The organism is Streptomyces sp. NPDC096339 (assembly GCF_044762985.1).
Lineage (GTDB): Bacteria > Actinomycetota > Actinomycetes > Streptomycetales > Streptomycetaceae > Streptomyces.
On the sequence record NZ_JBIWFI010000002.1, the window covers coordinates 650,208 to 666,223 of the forward strand.

Genomic DNA, 16,016 nt, shown 5'->3' on the forward strand with positions numbered 1-16,016 from the left:
CGTCCGGAGACGGGGCTTCTACACGTGGTCGGGGCCGGGGTCGAACCGGCGACCTATCGCTTTTCAGGCGATCGCTCGTACCAACTGAGCTACCCGACCAAGAGACCGTTTCCGGTCTCGGCGATCCTGACGGGACTTGAACCCGCGACCTCCACCTTGACAGGGTGGCGAGCTAACCAACTGCTCCACAGGACCTTGCAATGTGCGAGACAAGTCTCGCACACGGTAATGCGTACCCCCAACGGGATTCGAACCCGTGCTACCGCCTTGAAAGGGCGGCGTCCTGGGCCACTAGACGATGAGGGCTAAAGACCCACCGGGCACTTTCCAGCGCGTCGGGGACGTGAGAAGCATATGGGATCCGGGGAGCTATCGCCAAAACGGTTTCCCCCGGGGGGACAATGGCCCGGTGCTGGAGATGACGCGCGAGGAGTTCGAAGAGCTCGTCGCAGAGGCGCTGGACCGGATTCCGCCGGAGCTGACGCGGCTGATGGACAACGTGGCGGTGTTCGTCGAGGACGAGCCGCCCGCCCACGACCCCGAGCTGCTCGGGCTGTACGAGGGAACTCCGCTGACGGACCGCGGCGAGTGGTACGCCGGGGTGCTGCCGGACCGGATCACGATCTACCGGAACCCCACGTTGCGCATGTGCGAGGACCGGGAGAGCGTGGTCGCGGAGACGGAGGTCACCGTGGTCCACGAGATCGCCCATCACTTCGGCATCGACGACGACCGGCTGCACGCTCTGGGATACGGGTGACCGGGCCGGTCCCCGAAGCCGAGGCGATCGATCCGGACGTCGACCTCCATGTGCCGGCGCAGCGCGCCGAACCGCAGGGCCGGGTGCTCGCGGCGGTGGCGGCGGGCGGGGCCGTGGGGGCTTCGGCGCGGTACGCGGTCTCCCTGGCGTGGCCGGCCTCGGGCGGGGACTTCCCGTGGGCGACCCTGTGGGTCAACGCGGTCGGGTGCGCGCTGATCGGTGTGCTGATGGTGCTGATCAGCGAGGGCGGGCGGTCGGCGCATCCGCTGGTGCGCCCCTTCGCCGGGGTCGGCGTGCTCGGCGGATTCACCACCTTCTCCACCTACGCCGTGGACTTCTCGCGGCTCTTGGACGAGGGCGAGGCCGACCGCGCCCTGGGGTACGCCGGGCTCACGGTGGTGGCCGCGCTGGGCGCGGTGTGGGCGGCGGCCTCGGTGACACGGCTGGCGGTCCGGTGGCGGGCGGGTCGGGCGGCGGCTCGGTGAACTGGCTGCTCGTGGTGGCGGGGGCCGTCGTCGGCGCACCGCTGCGCTATCTGACGGACCGGGCGGTGCAGGCCCGCCACGACTCGGTGTTCCCGTGGGGGACCTTCGTGGTGAACGCGGCGGCGTGCCTGGTGCTGGGGGTGCTGACCGGGGCGGCGTCGGTCGGGGCGGCCTCCTCGTGGCTGGTGCTGCTGGTGGGACCCGGGCTGTGCGGGGCGCTGAGCACGTACTCGACGTTCTCGTACGAGACCCTGCGGCTCGTCGAACGCGGCTGGACGTTCCTGGCCGCCGCGAACGTGCTGGCGTCGGTGCTGGTCGCGCTGGGCGCCGTACACCTGGGGGCGGAGTTGGCCCGGCAGCTGTTCGCCTGAGGGCGTGTCCCTTGCGGGGCAAAGGGAGTTGGGCACATCGACCCGCTAGTGGACGCCGCTAGCCGACCCACCCCCAGGCTCCGGAGGTGCCCTGTGCGCCAGTTGTCCGCTCCCCTCCGTCTGGCCGTCACCGCGCTCGCGGTCGCGGCCGCGGCGGGCTGCATGAGCGTCGGCCAGGACGAGGCGAAGCCCGGGCCCTCCTCCTCTTCGGACCGCCGGGGCGGTGCCGTGGTGGGCGGAGGTTCCGCTTCCGGGAAGGGTGCCGGGGTGCACGGCGGCGGTCGCGGCGCGAAGGACGGTACGGGGAGCCAGGGCGGCAGGGCCGAAGGCGACGGCAAGGCGTCGGGTGCGACCGGGGCATCGCCCAGCCCGGGCGCGCCGAGCGGGCAGCCGGGGGCGCCGGCGCCGTCGGCCGGGCCGGGCGGCGGGGCGGGCGGCCAGGGCGCCCAGCAGCCGCCGACGGGCGGATCCGGCGGTTCCGGTGGATCGGGCGGGTCGGGCGGGTCGGGCGGGTCGGGAGGTTCCGGCGGGGCCGGGGGCTCGGGCGGTCCGGGCGGCGGGCAGCAGTCGGCCGGCCCGACCCCGCCGCCGGCCACCACTCCGCCTGTGACGGACCCCACTCCGAATCCGCCGACCCCGCAGCCGGAGCCCAGCAGCCAGCCGGGCCCGGGCCCCCAGGCCTAGGGCCGGGGGCGCCGCTACCGCCCCCTCCGCCCGATCCATGACATCGGTGCAGGTCAGGTGGGTTTCTCCCGGAGTGACTTGCCAGACCCCGGGGAGGGTGCGTATGGTTATAGATCGTTTGATCCCATTGCCCGGCGCCGAATCCGAAGAGCGCCGTGTGGCGCGTACTCTCCCTAGCCGTGGCTGACCGCATTGAGGCGGTCGATTTGCGATTCACGGAGTTTGGGCGCGTGCCGAGACTCCGGAAGGTTTCGCATTTCGCATGTCCATTTCCAGTTCTGACCGCGCCGTCATGCCCGAGAACGAGTCGAACGAGATCGTCACCGACGAGATCATCGAGGCGCTCGAGGCCGACGTGACGACCGACCAGTCCATCGACCCCGTCGACTCCATCGACGACGAGGCCGACGACGCCGACGCCGAGCCCACGATCACCTTCGCCGACCTCGGTCTGCCGGAGGGCGTCGTGCGCAAGCTCGCGCAGAACGGTGTCACCACCCCCTTCCCGATCCAGGCCGCGACCATCCCGGACGCCCTGGCCGGCAAGGACATCCTCGGCCGCGGCCGCACCGGCTCCGGCAAGACCCTCTCCTTCGGTCTGCCGACCCTGGCCCAGCTGGCCGGCGGCTTCACCGACAAGAAGAAGCCCCGCGCGATCATCCTGACGCCGACGCGTGAGCTCGCGATGCAGGTCGCGGACGCCCTCCAGCCCTACGGCGACGTGCTCGGCCTGAAGATGAAGGTCGTCTGCGGCGGCACCTCGATGAGCAACCAGATCTACGCCCTGGAGCGCGGCGTCGACATCCTCGTCGCCACCCCGGGCCGTCTGCGCGACATCATCAACCGCGGCGCCTGCTCCCTGGAGAACGTCTCGGTCGCGGTCCTCGACGAGGCCGACCAGATGGCCGACCTGGGCTTCCTGCCCGAGGTCACCGAGCTGCTCGACCAGATCCCCGAGGGCGGCCAGCGCATGCTCTTCTCCGCCACCATGGAGAACGAGATCGGCACCCTGGTCAAGCGCTACCTGTCCAACCCCGTCACGCACGAGGTCGACAGCGCGCAGGGCAACGTCACGACCATGACGCACCACGTCCTCGTCGTGAAGCCGAAGGACAAGGCGCCGGTCACGGCCGCCATCGCCGCCCGCAAGGGCCGCACCATCATCTTCGTCCGCACCCAGCTGGGCGCCGACCGCATCGCCGAGCAGCTCGTCGAGGCCGGCGTGAAGGCCGACGCGCTGCACGGCGGCATGACGCAGGGCGCCCGTACCCGCGTCCTCGCCGACTTCAAGGACGGCTACGTCAACGCGCTCGTCGCCACCGACGTCGCCGCCCGCGGCATCCACGTCGACGGCATCGACCTGGTCCTGAACGTGGACCCGGCCGGCGACCACAAGGACTACCTGCACCGCTCGGGCCGTACCGCCCGCGCCGGCAAGTCGGGTGTCGTGGTCTCCCTGGCCCTGCCGCACCAGCGCCGCCAGATCTTCCGCCTGATGGAGGACGCGGGCGTCGACGCCTCGCGCCACATCGTCCAGGGCGCCGGCGCGTTCGAGCCGGAGGTCGCCGAGATCACCGGTGCCCGTTCGCTGACCGAGGTCCAGGCCGACTCCGCGAACAACGCCGCCAAGCAGGCCGAGCGCGAGGTCGCCGAGCTCACCAAGCAGCTGGAGCGCCTGTCGCGCCGTGCCGTGGAGCTGCGCGAGGAGGCCGACCGCCTCGTCGCCCGCTCCGCCCGTGAGCGCGGCGAGGACCCGGAGGCCGCCGTCGCCGAGGTGGCCGAGGCCGCCGAGGCCGAGGTCGCGGCCGCCGCCGCTGCCGCTGCCGCCGAACTGGCCGCGCAGGAGCGCCGCGAGGAGAACCGCGCCCAGCGCGACGACCGCGGCAACTTCGAGCGCCGTGACAACCGCGGTGGCGACCGTGGCGGTTTCCGCCGCGACGACCGCGGCGACCGCGGCGACCGCGGCGGTGACCGTGGCGGCTTCCGCCGTGACGACCGCGGCGACCGCGGCGACCGTGGCGGCTTCCGTCGCGACGACCGTCCGTCCTCCGGTGGCTTCCGCCGTGACGACCGCCCGTCGGGTGGCTTCAACCGTGACGACCGCGGTGGCGACCGTGGCGGCTTCCGCCGTGACGACCGCCCCTCCTCCGGTGGCTTCCGTCGCGACGACCGTCCGTCCTCCGGTGGTTTCCGCCGTGACGACCGTCCGTCCTCCGGTGGCTTCCGTCGCGACGACCGCCCGTCGGGTGGCTTCAACCGTGACGACCGCGGTGGCGACCGTGGCGGCTTCCGCCGCGACGACCGCCCCTCCTCCGGTGGCTTCAACCGTGACGACCGCCAGTCCTCGGGCGGCTTCCGCTCCGGTGGCGGCGACCGTCCCTTCAACCGCGACCGTCGTGACGACCGTCCGTCCGGTGGCTTCCGCTCCGGCGGCGCCGGCGACCGCCCGTACGGCCGCCGCGACGACCACCGTCCGTCCGGCTCCACCGGTTCCTTCGGCGGCCGTCGTGACGACAAGCCGCGCTGGAAGCGCAACGGCTGACGAACGGTCCTGATCTGACCGTCCGACAGGGCCCCCACGACTCCGGTCGTGGGGGCCCTGTCGTATGCCGACAGGCCGGTCATCGGATACCCGATCGGCTGACGGGCGCTCTGCGGCTATGCTCTGGGGTGAGCACGTGGAGGGCCATTAGCTCAATTGGCAGAGCAGCGGACTTTTAATCCGTTGGTTGTCGGTTCGAGTCCGACATGGCCTACCGCTCCCGGGCCGGGGCCATGCCTCCGACCTGGTGCTGAGCGCCCTTTCCGGTTTCGGCCGGGAGGGGCGCTCCGTCGTTCCCGGGCCGTGCCCTCCCCCCGTGTACGAGCCGACGGTGCGTCATCCCTTTCGCCCCGCTGGAGGTGCGCATCCGGCCATGGCACCCGTCCAATGGGCGGAGGTGGTTGTTCGCCTCAGTCGTCCCCGGGAGCGCCATGAATCAGCCGTCCCAGCCGCCGAGCACGTCGCGTGGCAAGCGGATCGCCGCGAGCGTCGCCTCGGCCGTCCTGATCACGCTCACCTGCATCCTCGTGCCGGTGTCCCTCCTGACGGTCTGGGTGCACGACATCGTGCTGGACACCGACCGGTACGTGTCCACGGTCGCCCCGCTCGCCTCTGACCCGGCGATCGAGCAGGCCGCCGCACACCGCATCACCGAGGCGGCCGACGTACGGATCGACGGCTCGCAGGTCACGGAGGACCTGGCGAAGTGGCTGGAGTCCCAGGGGCTGCCGCCGCGCGTCGGCAACGCGGTCAAGGCGCTCGGCCCGCAGCTGGACTCGGCCGCCGACTCGGCCGTCAACAAGATCGCGACCCGCTTCGTCGAGAGCGACCGGTTCGAGAACATCTGGACGACCGCCAACCGGGCCGCGCACAACGCGGTCGTGCACGCGCTCACCGGCCAGGGCCGGGGCGCGGTCGAGGTCGAGGGCGGCACCGTCACGCTCAACGTCGGCGAGGCCGTGGACAAGGTCAAGGAGGAACTCGTGAAGGCCGGCATCAAACCGGCCGACAAGATCCCCGAGGTCAACAAGCAACTGGTGCTGTTCCAGTCGGACAAGCTGGCGAAGATCCGGAACGCGGTCCACCTCCTCGACGTCCTCGGCAACTGGCTGCCCATCATCACGGTGATCCTCGGGGCGGCCGGCGTACTGCTCGCCCGGCGCCGCCGCCGGGCGCTGGTGACCACCACCCTGTGCGCGGCCGCCGCCTGCCTCATCGTCGCGATCGCCCTGGTCATCGCCCGCCGCTACTACCTCGACCACCTGCCGGCCGAGGTCCAGTCCCCGGCCGCGGCCGCGTCCGTCTTCGACACCCTGGTGCGGTTCCTGCGGGTGAGCCTGCGCACCGCGATGGTCCTGGGGGTCGTGGTGGCCCTCGGCGCCTACCTGTCCGGTGCGGGCCGGCTGCCGCGCGGCGTGCGGGGCAGGGCGGAACACGTCGCCGACTCCGCCGCCGGCTGGGGCGCCTCCCACGGGGTGCACACGGGCAGCGTCGGCCGGTGGGTGGAGGGCAATCGGCGCGCGCTCACCGTGGGCGTACTGGTGGTGCTCGCGCTCGTGTTCGCGCTGTGGAACCACCCGACGGTGCTCACGGTCCTGCTGCTGGTGCTCATCCTGCTCGTCCTGCTGGCCGTACTGGCGCTGTTGGCGGCCGGCGGCCGGGGCGATGCCCGGGCCGAGGGCCCGGAGGGGCAGTAGCGGTTCACCGTGACTGCTGCTGCGGTGGCGGTGGCGGTGGGAGGGGTGTGTGGAGCCGGCGGGCGAAGAAGGGCTCGTGCGCGACCACGTACCCCACGGCGATCGCCACCGTCATGACGACGAACAGCATGATCAGCCAGGACAGCAGGACGAACACCGAGCCGAGACTGCCGAACTGCTTCATGCTGTGCGCCACGGCGTGCGGCATGTAGATCTTCGAGACCACGTTCATCAACTGCTGCCCCACCCCGGCCAGTACCGCGCCGGGCAGCAGCGGCAGCCACGGGACGCGGGCGGCGAGCAGCAGGTGCTGCGTCCACCACCACAGCAGGATGCTGGTCGCCAGCGCCAGGAAGAAGCCGCCGAGCGGGCCGGTGCCGAAGGCGTCCTGGATCGGCCCCTGGAAGAGCAGCGCGACCAGCCAGACGCTGACCCAGGCCACCCACCGCCAGGCGGCGAGCGTGGCCTTGGCCTTCGGGAGGTGCCAGCAGCGCTCGCAGGTCCGCTGCATGGCGCGGCTGCACGCGGTCGCCGACAGCACGGCCACGAAGACCCCGACCACGCCGGTGCTCGCCGCGGTCGCGACGTCGCCGTCGGAGTACAGGGCCCGTACCTGGTCCAGCGCGGCGTTCTGGAGGCCCAGGGTCGTGCGGATGGACGAGATCAGCTGCTGCTGGAGCCAGTCGGGTGCGAGGGTGCCGACGACGAAGAGCGCGGGGATGGCGCCGAGGAAGGCCTGGGCGGCCAGCCGGGTCGCGCAGTCCAGCACCTTCACGTCGGCGAGCTGCTCGATGATCCGGTACAGGAGCGGGGTGTGCTTGCGCATCCAGCCGGGCAGCCGGAACCGGTGCGCCCAGGCTTTCGGTACAGGCACGTTGGAACTCCTCGCTCCCGGCGGCTGTGACCACCTTGCACGAGAACGGCCTCAGAACCCGGCATATCGGTCATTCGGCACCGCTGTGGGGCGGTGGGGCGATTAATTGGCGCAGGGAGCTCCCCGGATGGCGTAGAGTTGTGTTCACCGACGCGGGGTGGAGCAGCTCGGTAGCTCGCTGGGCTCATAACCCAGAGGTCGCAGGTTCAAATCCTGTCCCCGCTACTCAGCACGAAGGCCCGGTTCCCTGATGGGAACCGGGCCTTCGTCGTATGCCGCTTCACCCGTACGGCCGCCGTCGGGTCGCCGCACCACCGCCCGTGACGCCAGCCTTGAGGGGCGAGGGACCCGGCGGCAGGAGAACAGCGTGGTGGGGCTGGGCCGGCAGGGCGACGACGGTGACCGCGCGGGCGGAGCCGGGAGCGGGACGGTGGCGCGGCTCCTGCGGGCCCTGCCGCTCGTGCTGATCGTCCTCGGCCTCACCTTCGACCTCACGACCCCGCCCAGTTTCACCGGATCCCCGTTCTTCTCGGCGGCCCCGCTGGTCGCCGCTCCCCTCCTCAGCCTCCTGGGCACGATCCTGACCGGGCTGCTGGCCTCGCTCACGGTGTTCCTGCTGCACATCCACCACGGCACCTCCTGGAAAGTGGGGGCGCTCACCGAGCTGGCCACCGTCGTCACCGTGTCCGCGCTGGCGGTCCTGATCAACCGGGTGGTGCGGCGCAGCGGTGAACGGCTCGCCTCCGCGCGCGAGATCGCCGAGGCCGCGCAGCGGGCGGTGCTGCCCACGCCGGCCGAGCGCGTGGCCGGGCTCTACGTCTCCGCGCGCTACGAGGCGGCGCAGGCCGACGCCTTCATCGGCGGGGACCTGTACGCCGTCCAGGACACCCCGTACGGAGTGCGCCTCGCGGTGGGCGACGTACGGGGCAAGGGGCTGGGCGCGGTGGAGGCCGTCGCCGTGGTGCTCGGCGCGTTCCGGGAGGCGGCGGAGACCGAGCCGACGCTGGAGGCGGTGGCCCAGCGGCTGGAGCGGGCCCTGGCCCGGGAAGGCACCCGGCGCGACAGCCTGGACGCGGTGGAGGGTTTCACCACCTGCGTGCTCGGCGAGATCCCGCCGGGCGCGGGGCGGCTGCGGCTGCTCAACCGGGGGCACCCCGAGCCGTTGCTGCTGCACGCGAACGGCGAACTGGTGGTGCTCGCCCCGGCGGAACCGGCCCTGCCGCTCGGCATGGGCGAGCTGGGCTGCCGGCCGGACACCGCCCAGGAGTGGGCCTTCCCGGCGGGGACCACCCTGCTGCTGTACACGGACGGGCTGACCGAGGCGCGCAACATCACGGGCGACTTCTACGATCCGGCGGCCCGGCTGCGCGGGCGGGTGTTCCAGGGGCCGGCCGAACTCCTGCGCGCGCTCAGCAGCGATGTGCGCCGGCACACGGGCGGCGGGGCGATGGACGACATGGCGCTGCTCGCGGTGGGCCGGCCGGGGCAGGGGCAGCCGAAGCGGCGCAGGACCGTCCGGGTGGTGCGGCCGTGAGCGCGGTTCCGTGACGCTGCGTAGACGGAGTGGCGCTCTCAGCGAGGGAATTGACGGGTGGTCATTTTTCGGATGTGGCGGAAGAGGTGCGGGATGGGGCTGGATATTGCCCGGGTTGATCCCTGTGTGGACGGAAAAGCCTTGGCCAGAGACGGTCGTTGAGTGGCTGATTGGTGGGAACGATCAATCGCAACAGCTTGGAATCACTCCCCTGCGTCTATTACCGTTCGATAACGCAGCGCGGTCGTCCCAGCCGTCGCAAGAGACGGCGCCGTGCGCGTGCGCGTCAATGAGGAGTGTGCCCCGGTGGCCTCCAACTTGCCTGCCCCTGAAGGCACCGAGATCCAGGAACCGCCGACGGCGGGCGCCTGGGGCGAGTGGAACCCCACCGAGGACTCGGTCCGTCCGGTACGGGGCAAGCACCGGGTCGCCCGGCAGCGCGGGGGACTCGCGCGCAGCTCCACCGTGCTGGGCGTCGGCGTCATCGCGGCCGTCGGTGCGGGCGGCATAGCCACCGCGCAGGACAGGCCCCAGGTCGCCATATCCATGCCGTCGATGCCGGATCTGCCGGATCTGCCCACCGTGACCCAGGTGCTGGACGGCGACTTCTCCGGAGACCACGGCTCGGCGGCCGACGCCCGGCACGCGGGCGCGCAGGCCGGGAAGACCGGGATCATCCCGCAGCAGGCGGGCCAGGGCGCGGACGCCGGCGAGGTGCTGCGCAACCGCATCCTCCAGCAGGCCGAGTCCCAGCAGGACGCCGCCGGGGCCAAGGCGCTCGCGGAGGCCGAGCAGGCCGCGCAGAACGCCGCCGCGCAGGAGGCCAAGGCCAAGCTGGACGCCGCGCAGAAGGCCGCCGACGACGCGAAGGCGGCCGCCGAGGCGAAGGCGGCGGCCGAGGCCAAGGCCGCCGAGGAGGCCGCCGCCGCCAAGGCCGAGCAGGCCCGCCTCGCCGAACTGGCCGGCAGCTACTCGCTCCCCACTTCCGCCTACACCCTCACCTCGCACTACGGGGTGGCCGGCTCCATGTGGTCCTCCGGCTATCACACCGGCCTCGACTTCGCCGCCCCCACGGGGACCCCGGTCAAGGCCGTGGCGGCCGGGAAGATCACCTCGGCCGGCTGGTCCGGGGCGTACGGCTACCGGATCGTGCTGGAGCTGGAGGACGGCACCGAGGTCTGGTACTGCCACCTCTCGTCGATGTCGGTGACCTCCGGCTCGGTCGGAGCCGGGGACACCATCGGCCGCGTCGGCGCCACCGGCAACGTCACCGGGCCCCATCTGCACCTGGAAGTACGCAAGGGCGGTTCGACGGTGGACCCGCTGGCGTGGCTGACCTCCAAGGGCCTGAACGTCTGAGGTCCGGAGCGGCGTCCGGGGTCGGGGCTGCCCGTCGGGGGGCGGGTACACCGGCAGCCGGAGCCGCCGAGTCGGCCGGGGTCGTCGAGTCGGCCGGGGCCGCAGTGGCGGCCGGTTCCGAGGCGCCGACCGGTGCGGTGGTCGTTCGGGGCGCCTGCCGCGGACCCGACCACGGCGGAAGCAGCTCCTCCAGGACCGCCGCGCGGGCCAGCGCGGGCGCCGCGATCGTCCGGCGCAGCCACAGCAGCTCCAGCAACTCCCGCTCCCGTCCCGCGAAGTCCGGCTCCACCGGGGGGCCGCCGCGGCGCGCCCGGTTCCGCAGCAGGGCCAGCGCCGTCGCGTCCTCCTCGTACCGGGCGACCGCACGGCCGGCCGCCCGGCCCCCGTTGCGCCGGGCCAGGGTGCGGGCCAGCGACCGCGCCGGCATCGAGGCCAGCGCCGGGACCTCGGCCGGCGTGAGCCAGCCCGCCGCCGCGTACTCCGCGAGCTCGCGGGCGACGGCGCGCAGCCGGCGCCGCCTTATCCACACCGCCAGCCACAGCAGCAGCGCGAACACCGGGACCATCACGCAGCCGTAGACCACGTAGAACCCGTACTCACCGAACCGCGAGGAACTGTTCCACAGCGCGTGCGCGCACATGGCGGCGGCGAGCCCGAGCAAGGGCAGCGCGTACCGGCGGGACCGGCGGGCACTGAGCGCGGCCGCGCCGAAACCGAGCCCGGTGAGGACCGTGAACAGCGGATGCGCGAACGGCGACAGCACGATCCGTACGAAGAAGGTGGCCGCGGTCACCGAGTCCAGGACGCCGGTGCGGTCGGCCAGGTCCTCGCCGAAGGCGTTGCCGAGATAGAGGATGTTCTCGGTGAAGGCGAAGCCGGTGGCGGTGAAACCGGCGACGACGAAACCGTCCGCCGGGCCGGTGAACTGCCGTCTTCGGAACGCGAAGACGAGGAGCAGGGCGGCCGCTTTGGCGCTCTCCTCCACGACCGGGGCGATCGCCACCGAGCCGAGGGTGTCGGCGCGGGCCGGGTCGGCCGTGGCCCCGGCTATCCACTCGGTGGCGAAACTGTTGGCCAGTATCGCGATCAACGCCGCGGTACAGGCCCCCCACCCGAAGCAGAACAGCAACTGCGGCCAAGGCGCGGGCGCGGCCCGGCCGAGCCACCGGAAGGCCGCCATGAGCGGCGCGACGGGCAGCAGGGCCAGACCGAGGCCTACGAAGAAGCCGGGTGTGCCGGTCTGCTCACGTACGAGTTCGAGGATCGCGACACCCGTGGTGGCGAGCAGAACGACGAGCACGCACGTGCGGACCGTGCCCGACGGGCGTGCGAGCACAGCGGAGAGCGCTCGGAACACATGATGACCCTACAGAGCGGGTCTGACACGGGGAGTGACGTTGTCAGTTCTTGGCGTTCTTGACGTTCTCTGCGCGACGGAAGAGCAAGTCGTGCACGACATGGCCCTTGTCGAGACCCTGTCCCTCGAACCGGGTGAGCGGCCGGAAGTCGGGGCGCGGCGCGTAGCCGCCGTCGCCTTGCGTGTTCTCGAAGTCCGGGTGCGCGGTGAGCACTTCGAGCATCTGCTCGGCGTACGGCTCCCAGTCGGTCGCGCAGTGCAGCACCGCCCCGGGGGCCAGGCGGGTGGCGGCCAGCGTCAGGAATTCGGGCTGGATCAGCCGGCGCTTGTGGTGGCGGGCCTTGGGCCACGGGTCCGGGAAGTAGACGCGCATCCCGGCCAGCGAGTCCGGCGGCAGCATTTCGCGCAGCAGGATGATCGCGTCGCCGTTGGCCACGCGGACGTTGGTCATCCCGCCCCGCTCGGCGAGGGCGAGGAGGTTGCCCTGCCCCGGGGTGTGCACGTCGGCGGCGAGGATGCCGGTGCCGGGGTCGGCGGCGGCCATCTGGGCGGTGGCCTCGCCCATGCCGAAGCCGATCTCCAGGACCACGGGCAGGCCGTCGAAGAGCTTGTCGAGGTCGATGACCGAGTGGCCGTCGATGTCCAGTCCCCAGGTGCCCCACAGCCGCTTCAGGGCTTCGCCCTGGCCGGTGGTGACCCGGCTGCGCCGGGGCTGGAAGCTCCGGATCCGCCGCTCGTGGTGCGAGCCGGCCGGGTCCGGGGAGGGCCCGTCGGGGAACCGGGGCTCGGTCCGCCACTTGGGGGGCACGTACGAGGACGCCTCCGGCGCGGTGTCGTCCGGGAGGCTGGGCGGCGTGGGGTTCAGGGACTCAGACACAATGCGCTGATTCTACGCCGGGGGCCGCTCCCGCCCGGGTCACACCGGGTCGGCCCCTGCCACCCCTGCCGCCCCGGGCGCGGCACCGCCGTCCGGGGCTCCGCCCCCGACCCCGTGCACCGAGGGTCCGCCGGCAGCGGCGCCTCAAACGCCGGCGGGGCTGGATTTGGTTGCGCCTGACGGTCGGCAGCAGCCGAATCCGGCCCGTCCGGCGTTTGAGGACCAGGTCCGGGCAGAGCCCGGGGAACGGTGGAAGGGCGGGGCGGGGAGCGGCTCCGCGCAGCGGCACCCGCGCCCCCGGGGGTCGGGCGGTGGTGGGGGAGCCGGAGCGTCCGCGCAGCGGGAGCCGTACCCCGTGGGGGTCAGGTCGCGCGGAGCAGCCGAACCGGCCCCCGCAGTGGCAGCCGCAGCCCCGGGGCCGGGCGGTGGTGGGGGAGCCCGAGCGTCCGCGCAGCGGTCAGGCCGCGCGGAGGAGTCGGAGGGCCCGCGCGGCGATCTCGCGCCCGATCGGGAGCGACGCGGTCGCCGCCGGCGAAGGCGCGTTCAGCACGTGCACCGTCCGCGGCGCCTCCCGGATCAGGAAGTCGTCCACCAGCGTCCCGTCCCGCAGGACGGCCTGCGCCCGCACCCCGGCCGAAGCCGGCCGCAGGTCCTCCGCGGAGACGGCCGGCAGCAGCCTGCGCACCGCCCGCGTGAAGGCCTGCTTCGACAGCGAGCGGTGTATCTCGCCCGCCCCGTACCGCCAGTGCCGCGCGGCCATCCGCCAGGAGCCCGGCCACGCCAGCTCGGTGGCCACGTCCCGCGGCCGGACCACGGACCAGCCGTACCCCTCCCGGGCCAGCGCCGGCACCGCGTTCGGGCCGACGTGGACGCCACCGCCGATGCCCCGCGTCAGGTGCACCCCGAGGAAGGGGAACGCCGGATCGGGCACCGGGTAGACCAGCCCGCGGACCAGCTCCGGGCGGTCCAGGTCGTAGTACTCGCCCCGGAACGGCACGATCCGCATCCCGGGGTCGTCCCCGGCCAGCCGCGCGATCCGGTCGCACTGCAGGCCCGCGCAGTTCACCAGGACCCGTGCGCGCACGACGAGCCCGGACGTGGTGCGGACGGCCACGCCGGAGGGTCTGCGCGAGATCAGGTCCACCGCGCCGCCGTAGACGATCTCCGCACCGGAGGACTCGGCCAGTTGTCCGCTCACCCGGCCGTAGTCCACGATCCCGGTGCTGCCCACATGGATCGCGGCCAGGCCGTGCACCTCGGGCTCGTACTCCGAGATCTGCGCGGGGCCGAGCTCGCGCACCGGAATGCCGTTCTCCCGGCCGCGCTGCACCAGCGCGTGCAGCCGCGGCAGCTCGTCCCGCTCGGTGGCGACGATCAGTTTGCCCGTCACCTCGTGCGCGATCCCGTGCTCCGCGCAGAACTTGACCATCTCGGCCGCACCGCTCACCGCGAAGCGCGCCTTCAACGACCCCGGCCGGTAGTAGATCCCGCTGTGGATCACCCCGCTGTTGCGGCCCGTCTGGTGCCGTGCCGGGCCGTCCTCCTTCTCCAGGACGACCACCCGGGTCCCCGGAGCCAGCCGCGACACGGCATACGCCGTCGACAGGCCGACGATCCCGCCACCGATCACCAGCACATCGCAGTCCACGCCACCGCCCACGCCGACACCTCCCACCCCTGCATACTGCACCCCGCCACCGACAACGCGGCCACGAGGGCCCGCGCCCACCCCTACGCCGGCGCCACCAGCAGCGGCCGGGCCCGCTCGCGCAGCTCCGCGACGCGCGGCTCGTCCCCGTACGGTTCCAGGCGGTGCAGCAGGTCACGTACGTATTCGGTCGTTCGTGCCGAGGAGATCCGGCCCGCCACCTCCACCGCCCGGGTGCCCGCCGCGCACGCCGCGTCGAGGTTGCCGGACTCCAGCTCGGCGACCGCGCTCACCACCAGCCGCAGCCCGTGCGAGCGCACGAACTCCTCGGTGGGCCGGGACAGGGCCTGCTCGGTGAAGCGCCGCACCTGGCGGGGGAGCCTCAGGTCCCGGTAGCACTCCGCAGCGTCCGCCGCGAAGCGGTCGTACGAGTAGAAGCCGAGCCAGGTCGGATCGGGATCGCCGTCCCGCGACCGCTCCAGCCAGCCCTCCGAAGCCCGCAGCGCGGCCCCGGCAGCCGATGAATCGCCCGCCTTCGCGTGCGCGCGCGCCTCCACGAGCCGGAAGAAGCTCATGGTGCGGGCGGTGGCCAGGCCCCGGTTGCGTTCGACGGCGGCCTGGGCGAGGTCCACGCCCTCCTCCGGGAAGTCCCGATAGGTCGCCTGGAGGGACATCGAGGCCAGGACGTAGCCGCCGAGCGGGACGTCGGCGGCCGCGCGGGCCAGGCGCAGCGCCTGGATGTAGTAGCGCTGGGCGGCCTCCTGCTGACCGGTGTCGAAGGCCATCCACCCGGCCAGTCTGGTCAGTTCGGCGGTGGCGCCGAACAGCGCGCGGCCCACCTCGTCGCTGTACGAGCCGAGCAGCAGCGGCGCCGCGTCCACCCGCAGGCACTCGGGGACCATCGACGAACGCCAGTCCCCGCCGCCGTACTTGGAGTCCCAGCGGCGCGCGTCCTCGGCCGCCTCGCGCAGCTTGCTCACATCGCTGTGCCCCACGCGCTGGGCGTGGTCGCGCTGAGTTTCGGGCCCCGGCTGGGCGGGCACAACGGTGGACGGCGGTTCCGGTGTCGTCGGCCTGCCGGCGGTCGTGGGCGTCGGAGCGGCCGAAGAGGTCGGAGCGGTCACAGCGGTCACAGCTGTCACAGGTGTGGTCATCGCGGTCGCAGCCGCCGAGGGCGCGGTCGCCGTGATCCCGGTCCCGGTCCCGATTCCGGTCCCGGTCAGCGCGTCCGGTGCCGTCGGGCCCGGCTCCCGTGCCACCGAGCCGTCCGCCGGAGATATCAGCCAGCGCGAGGCGGGCGTCGCGTACGCCGCCACGGAGAAGGAACCGGCGAGCGACTGCCAGATCCCGCCGCCGCCCCTCCGGCCGGCGAGGTCGAGCCGGTAGAGGTCCGTGGCCGAGCGGACCGCCGCCCCCACGTCGCGCGGGAAGGCCAGGCCCACCTCGGGCGCGGGGTCCGCGTCCGCCAGGCCGATCTCGTGCAGCGGCACCGGCCGACCCAGCTTCGCGCCGATGGCGGCCGCGATCAGGTGCGGGGCGGCGCCCTGCGGAACCATCCCCTTCGACACCCACCGCGCGACCGACGTCTTGTCGTACCGGAGGGTCAGGCCGCGCTGCGCGCCGAGGTCGTTGACCCGCCGGGCCAGCCCGGCGTTGCTGATGCCCGCGAGGGCGAGGACGGCGCCGAGCTTCTCATTGGGCTCGCGGAGCTCCCTGGACATGCGCCACCCCTCGTCACACGCGGAACGCACACAACGCTTACGCCGCCGGGGCATAGGCGCCCGGCATTTCGTAAACCCAGCGTAGTTCCCCGCCTCCCAAGCGTTAA

At 73.0% G+C, this 16,016-nt stretch carries 12 protein-coding genes and 5 tRNA genes; 9 read left to right on the top strand and 8 right to left on the bottom strand.

Annotated features, from left to right (window positions below; all coding sequences use genetic code 11):
- Positions 1 to 25: 25 nt before the first annotated feature.
- From ACIQ5Y_RS06425 to ACIQ5Y_RS06435, 3 genes are all read right to left on the bottom strand, one after another.
- Positions 26 to 99: transfer RNA gene (locus ACIQ5Y_RS06425), tRNA-Phe, on the bottom strand.
- Positions 100 to 121: 22 nt separating this feature from the next.
- A tRNA-Asp gene (locus ACIQ5Y_RS06430) sits at positions 122 to 195 on the bottom strand.
- 38 nt (positions 196 to 233) lie between these two features.
- Positions 234 to 306: transfer RNA gene (locus tag ACIQ5Y_RS06435), tRNA-Glu, on the bottom strand.
- Positions 307 to 409: 103 nt separating this feature from the next.
- Here ACIQ5Y_RS06435 and ACIQ5Y_RS06440 point away from each other — a divergent pair.
- The 6 genes from ACIQ5Y_RS06440 to ACIQ5Y_RS06465 all read left to right on the top strand — a co-directional run bounded on the left by ACIQ5Y_RS06440 (position 410) and on the right by ACIQ5Y_RS06465 (position 6,539).
- Entirely contained in the window at positions 410 to 760 is a 351-nt protein-coding gene (locus ACIQ5Y_RS06440; RefSeq protein ID WP_376657960.1) for a metallopeptidase family protein, read from the top strand.
- Positions 757 to 1,245, top strand: coding sequence for a fluoride efflux transporter FluC (locus ACIQ5Y_RS06445; RefSeq protein WP_403875591.1), 489 nt, complete (start codon positions 757 to 759; stop codon positions 1,243 to 1,245). The genes ACIQ5Y_RS06440 and ACIQ5Y_RS06445 overlap by 4 nt, the downstream gene beginning before the upstream one ends.
- Positions 1,242 to 1,616 carry a fluoride efflux transporter FluC gene (locus ACIQ5Y_RS06450; RefSeq protein ID WP_403875594.1) on the top strand — a complete coding sequence of 125 codons (375 nt, stop codon included), beginning with the start codon at positions 1,242 to 1,244 and terminating at the stop codon, positions 1,614 to 1,616. The genes ACIQ5Y_RS06445 and ACIQ5Y_RS06450 overlap by 4 nt, the downstream gene beginning before the upstream one ends.
- Positions 1,617 to 2,562: 946 nt before the next feature.
- Positions 2,563 to 4,842 carry a DEAD/DEAH box helicase gene (locus ACIQ5Y_RS06455; protein WP_403875597.1) on the top strand — a complete coding sequence of 760 codons (2,280 nt, stop codon included), beginning with the start codon at positions 2,563 to 2,565 and terminating at the stop codon, positions 4,840 to 4,842.
- Positions 4,843 to 4,983: 141 nt separating this feature from the next.
- Positions 4,984 to 5,056 (top strand) — tRNA-Lys (locus ACIQ5Y_RS06460).
- Positions 5,057 to 5,273: 217 nt separating this feature from the next.
- Entirely contained in the window at positions 5,274 to 6,539 is a 1,266-nt protein-coding gene (locus ACIQ5Y_RS06465) for a hypothetical protein (RefSeq protein WP_403875600.1), read from the top strand.
- Positions 6,540 to 6,543: 4 nt separating this feature from the next.
- Here ACIQ5Y_RS06465 and ACIQ5Y_RS06470 read toward each other — a convergent pair whose 3' ends face one another.
- Positions 6,544 to 7,413, bottom strand: a complete 870-nt coding sequence (locus ACIQ5Y_RS06470) for a YhjD/YihY/BrkB family envelope integrity protein (RefSeq protein WP_403875603.1) — start codon at positions 7,411 to 7,413, stop codon at positions 6,544 to 6,546.
- 151 nt (positions 7,414 to 7,564) lie between these two features.
- Here ACIQ5Y_RS06470 and ACIQ5Y_RS06475 point away from each other — a divergent pair.
- The 3 genes from ACIQ5Y_RS06475 (at position 7,565) to ACIQ5Y_RS06485 (ending at position 10,306) form a co-directional block, all read left to right on the top strand.
- A tRNA-Met gene (locus ACIQ5Y_RS06475) sits at positions 7,565 to 7,638 on the top strand.
- 25 nt (positions 7,639 to 7,663) lie between these two features.
- Positions 7,664 to 8,947: a PP2C family protein-serine/threonine phosphatase gene (locus tag ACIQ5Y_RS06480; RefSeq protein WP_403875606.1), complete on the top strand. Its 1,284-nt coding sequence runs from the start codon at positions 7,664 to 7,666 to the stop codon at positions 8,945 to 8,947.
- A gap of 306 nt (positions 8,948 to 9,253) precedes the next feature.
- Positions 9,254 to 10,306, top strand: a complete 1,053-nt coding sequence (locus tag ACIQ5Y_RS06485) for a M23 family metallopeptidase (RefSeq protein ID WP_403875609.1) — start codon at positions 9,254 to 9,256, stop codon at positions 10,304 to 10,306.
- On the opposite strand, the gene ACIQ5Y_RS06490 is transcribed toward ACIQ5Y_RS06485, so the two are convergent.
- The 4 genes from ACIQ5Y_RS06490 to ACIQ5Y_RS06505 form a co-directional block, all read right to left on the bottom strand.
- A complete protein-coding gene (locus ACIQ5Y_RS06490; protein ID WP_403875611.1) occupies positions 10,215 to 11,663 on the bottom strand; it encodes a PrsW family glutamic-type intramembrane protease in 1,449 nt (482 codons plus the stop codon). The two genes, ACIQ5Y_RS06485 and ACIQ5Y_RS06490, sit on opposite strands and share 92 nt — an antisense overlap.
- A 43-nt stretch (positions 11,664 to 11,706) precedes the next feature.
- A complete protein-coding gene (gene trmB / locus ACIQ5Y_RS06495; protein ID WP_403875614.1) occupies positions 11,707 to 12,540 on the bottom strand; it encodes a tRNA (guanosine(46)-N7)-methyltransferase TrmB in 834 nt (277 codons plus the stop codon).
- Between the two features lie 457 nt (positions 12,541 to 12,997).
- The gene (lhgO, locus tag ACIQ5Y_RS06500; RefSeq protein ID WP_403875617.1) at positions 12,998 to 14,230 is read right to left on the bottom strand and encodes an L-2-hydroxyglutarate oxidase; all 1,233 of its coding nucleotides are present in this window, start codon (positions 14,228 to 14,230) and stop codon (positions 12,998 to 13,000) included.
- 41 nt (positions 14,231 to 14,271) lie between these two features.
- Positions 14,272 to 15,909 carry a sporulation protein gene (locus ACIQ5Y_RS06505; protein WP_403875620.1) on the bottom strand — a complete coding sequence of 546 codons (1,638 nt, stop codon included), beginning with the start codon at positions 15,907 to 15,909 and terminating at the stop codon, positions 14,272 to 14,274.
- Positions 15,910 to 16,016: the final 107 nt, after the last annotated feature.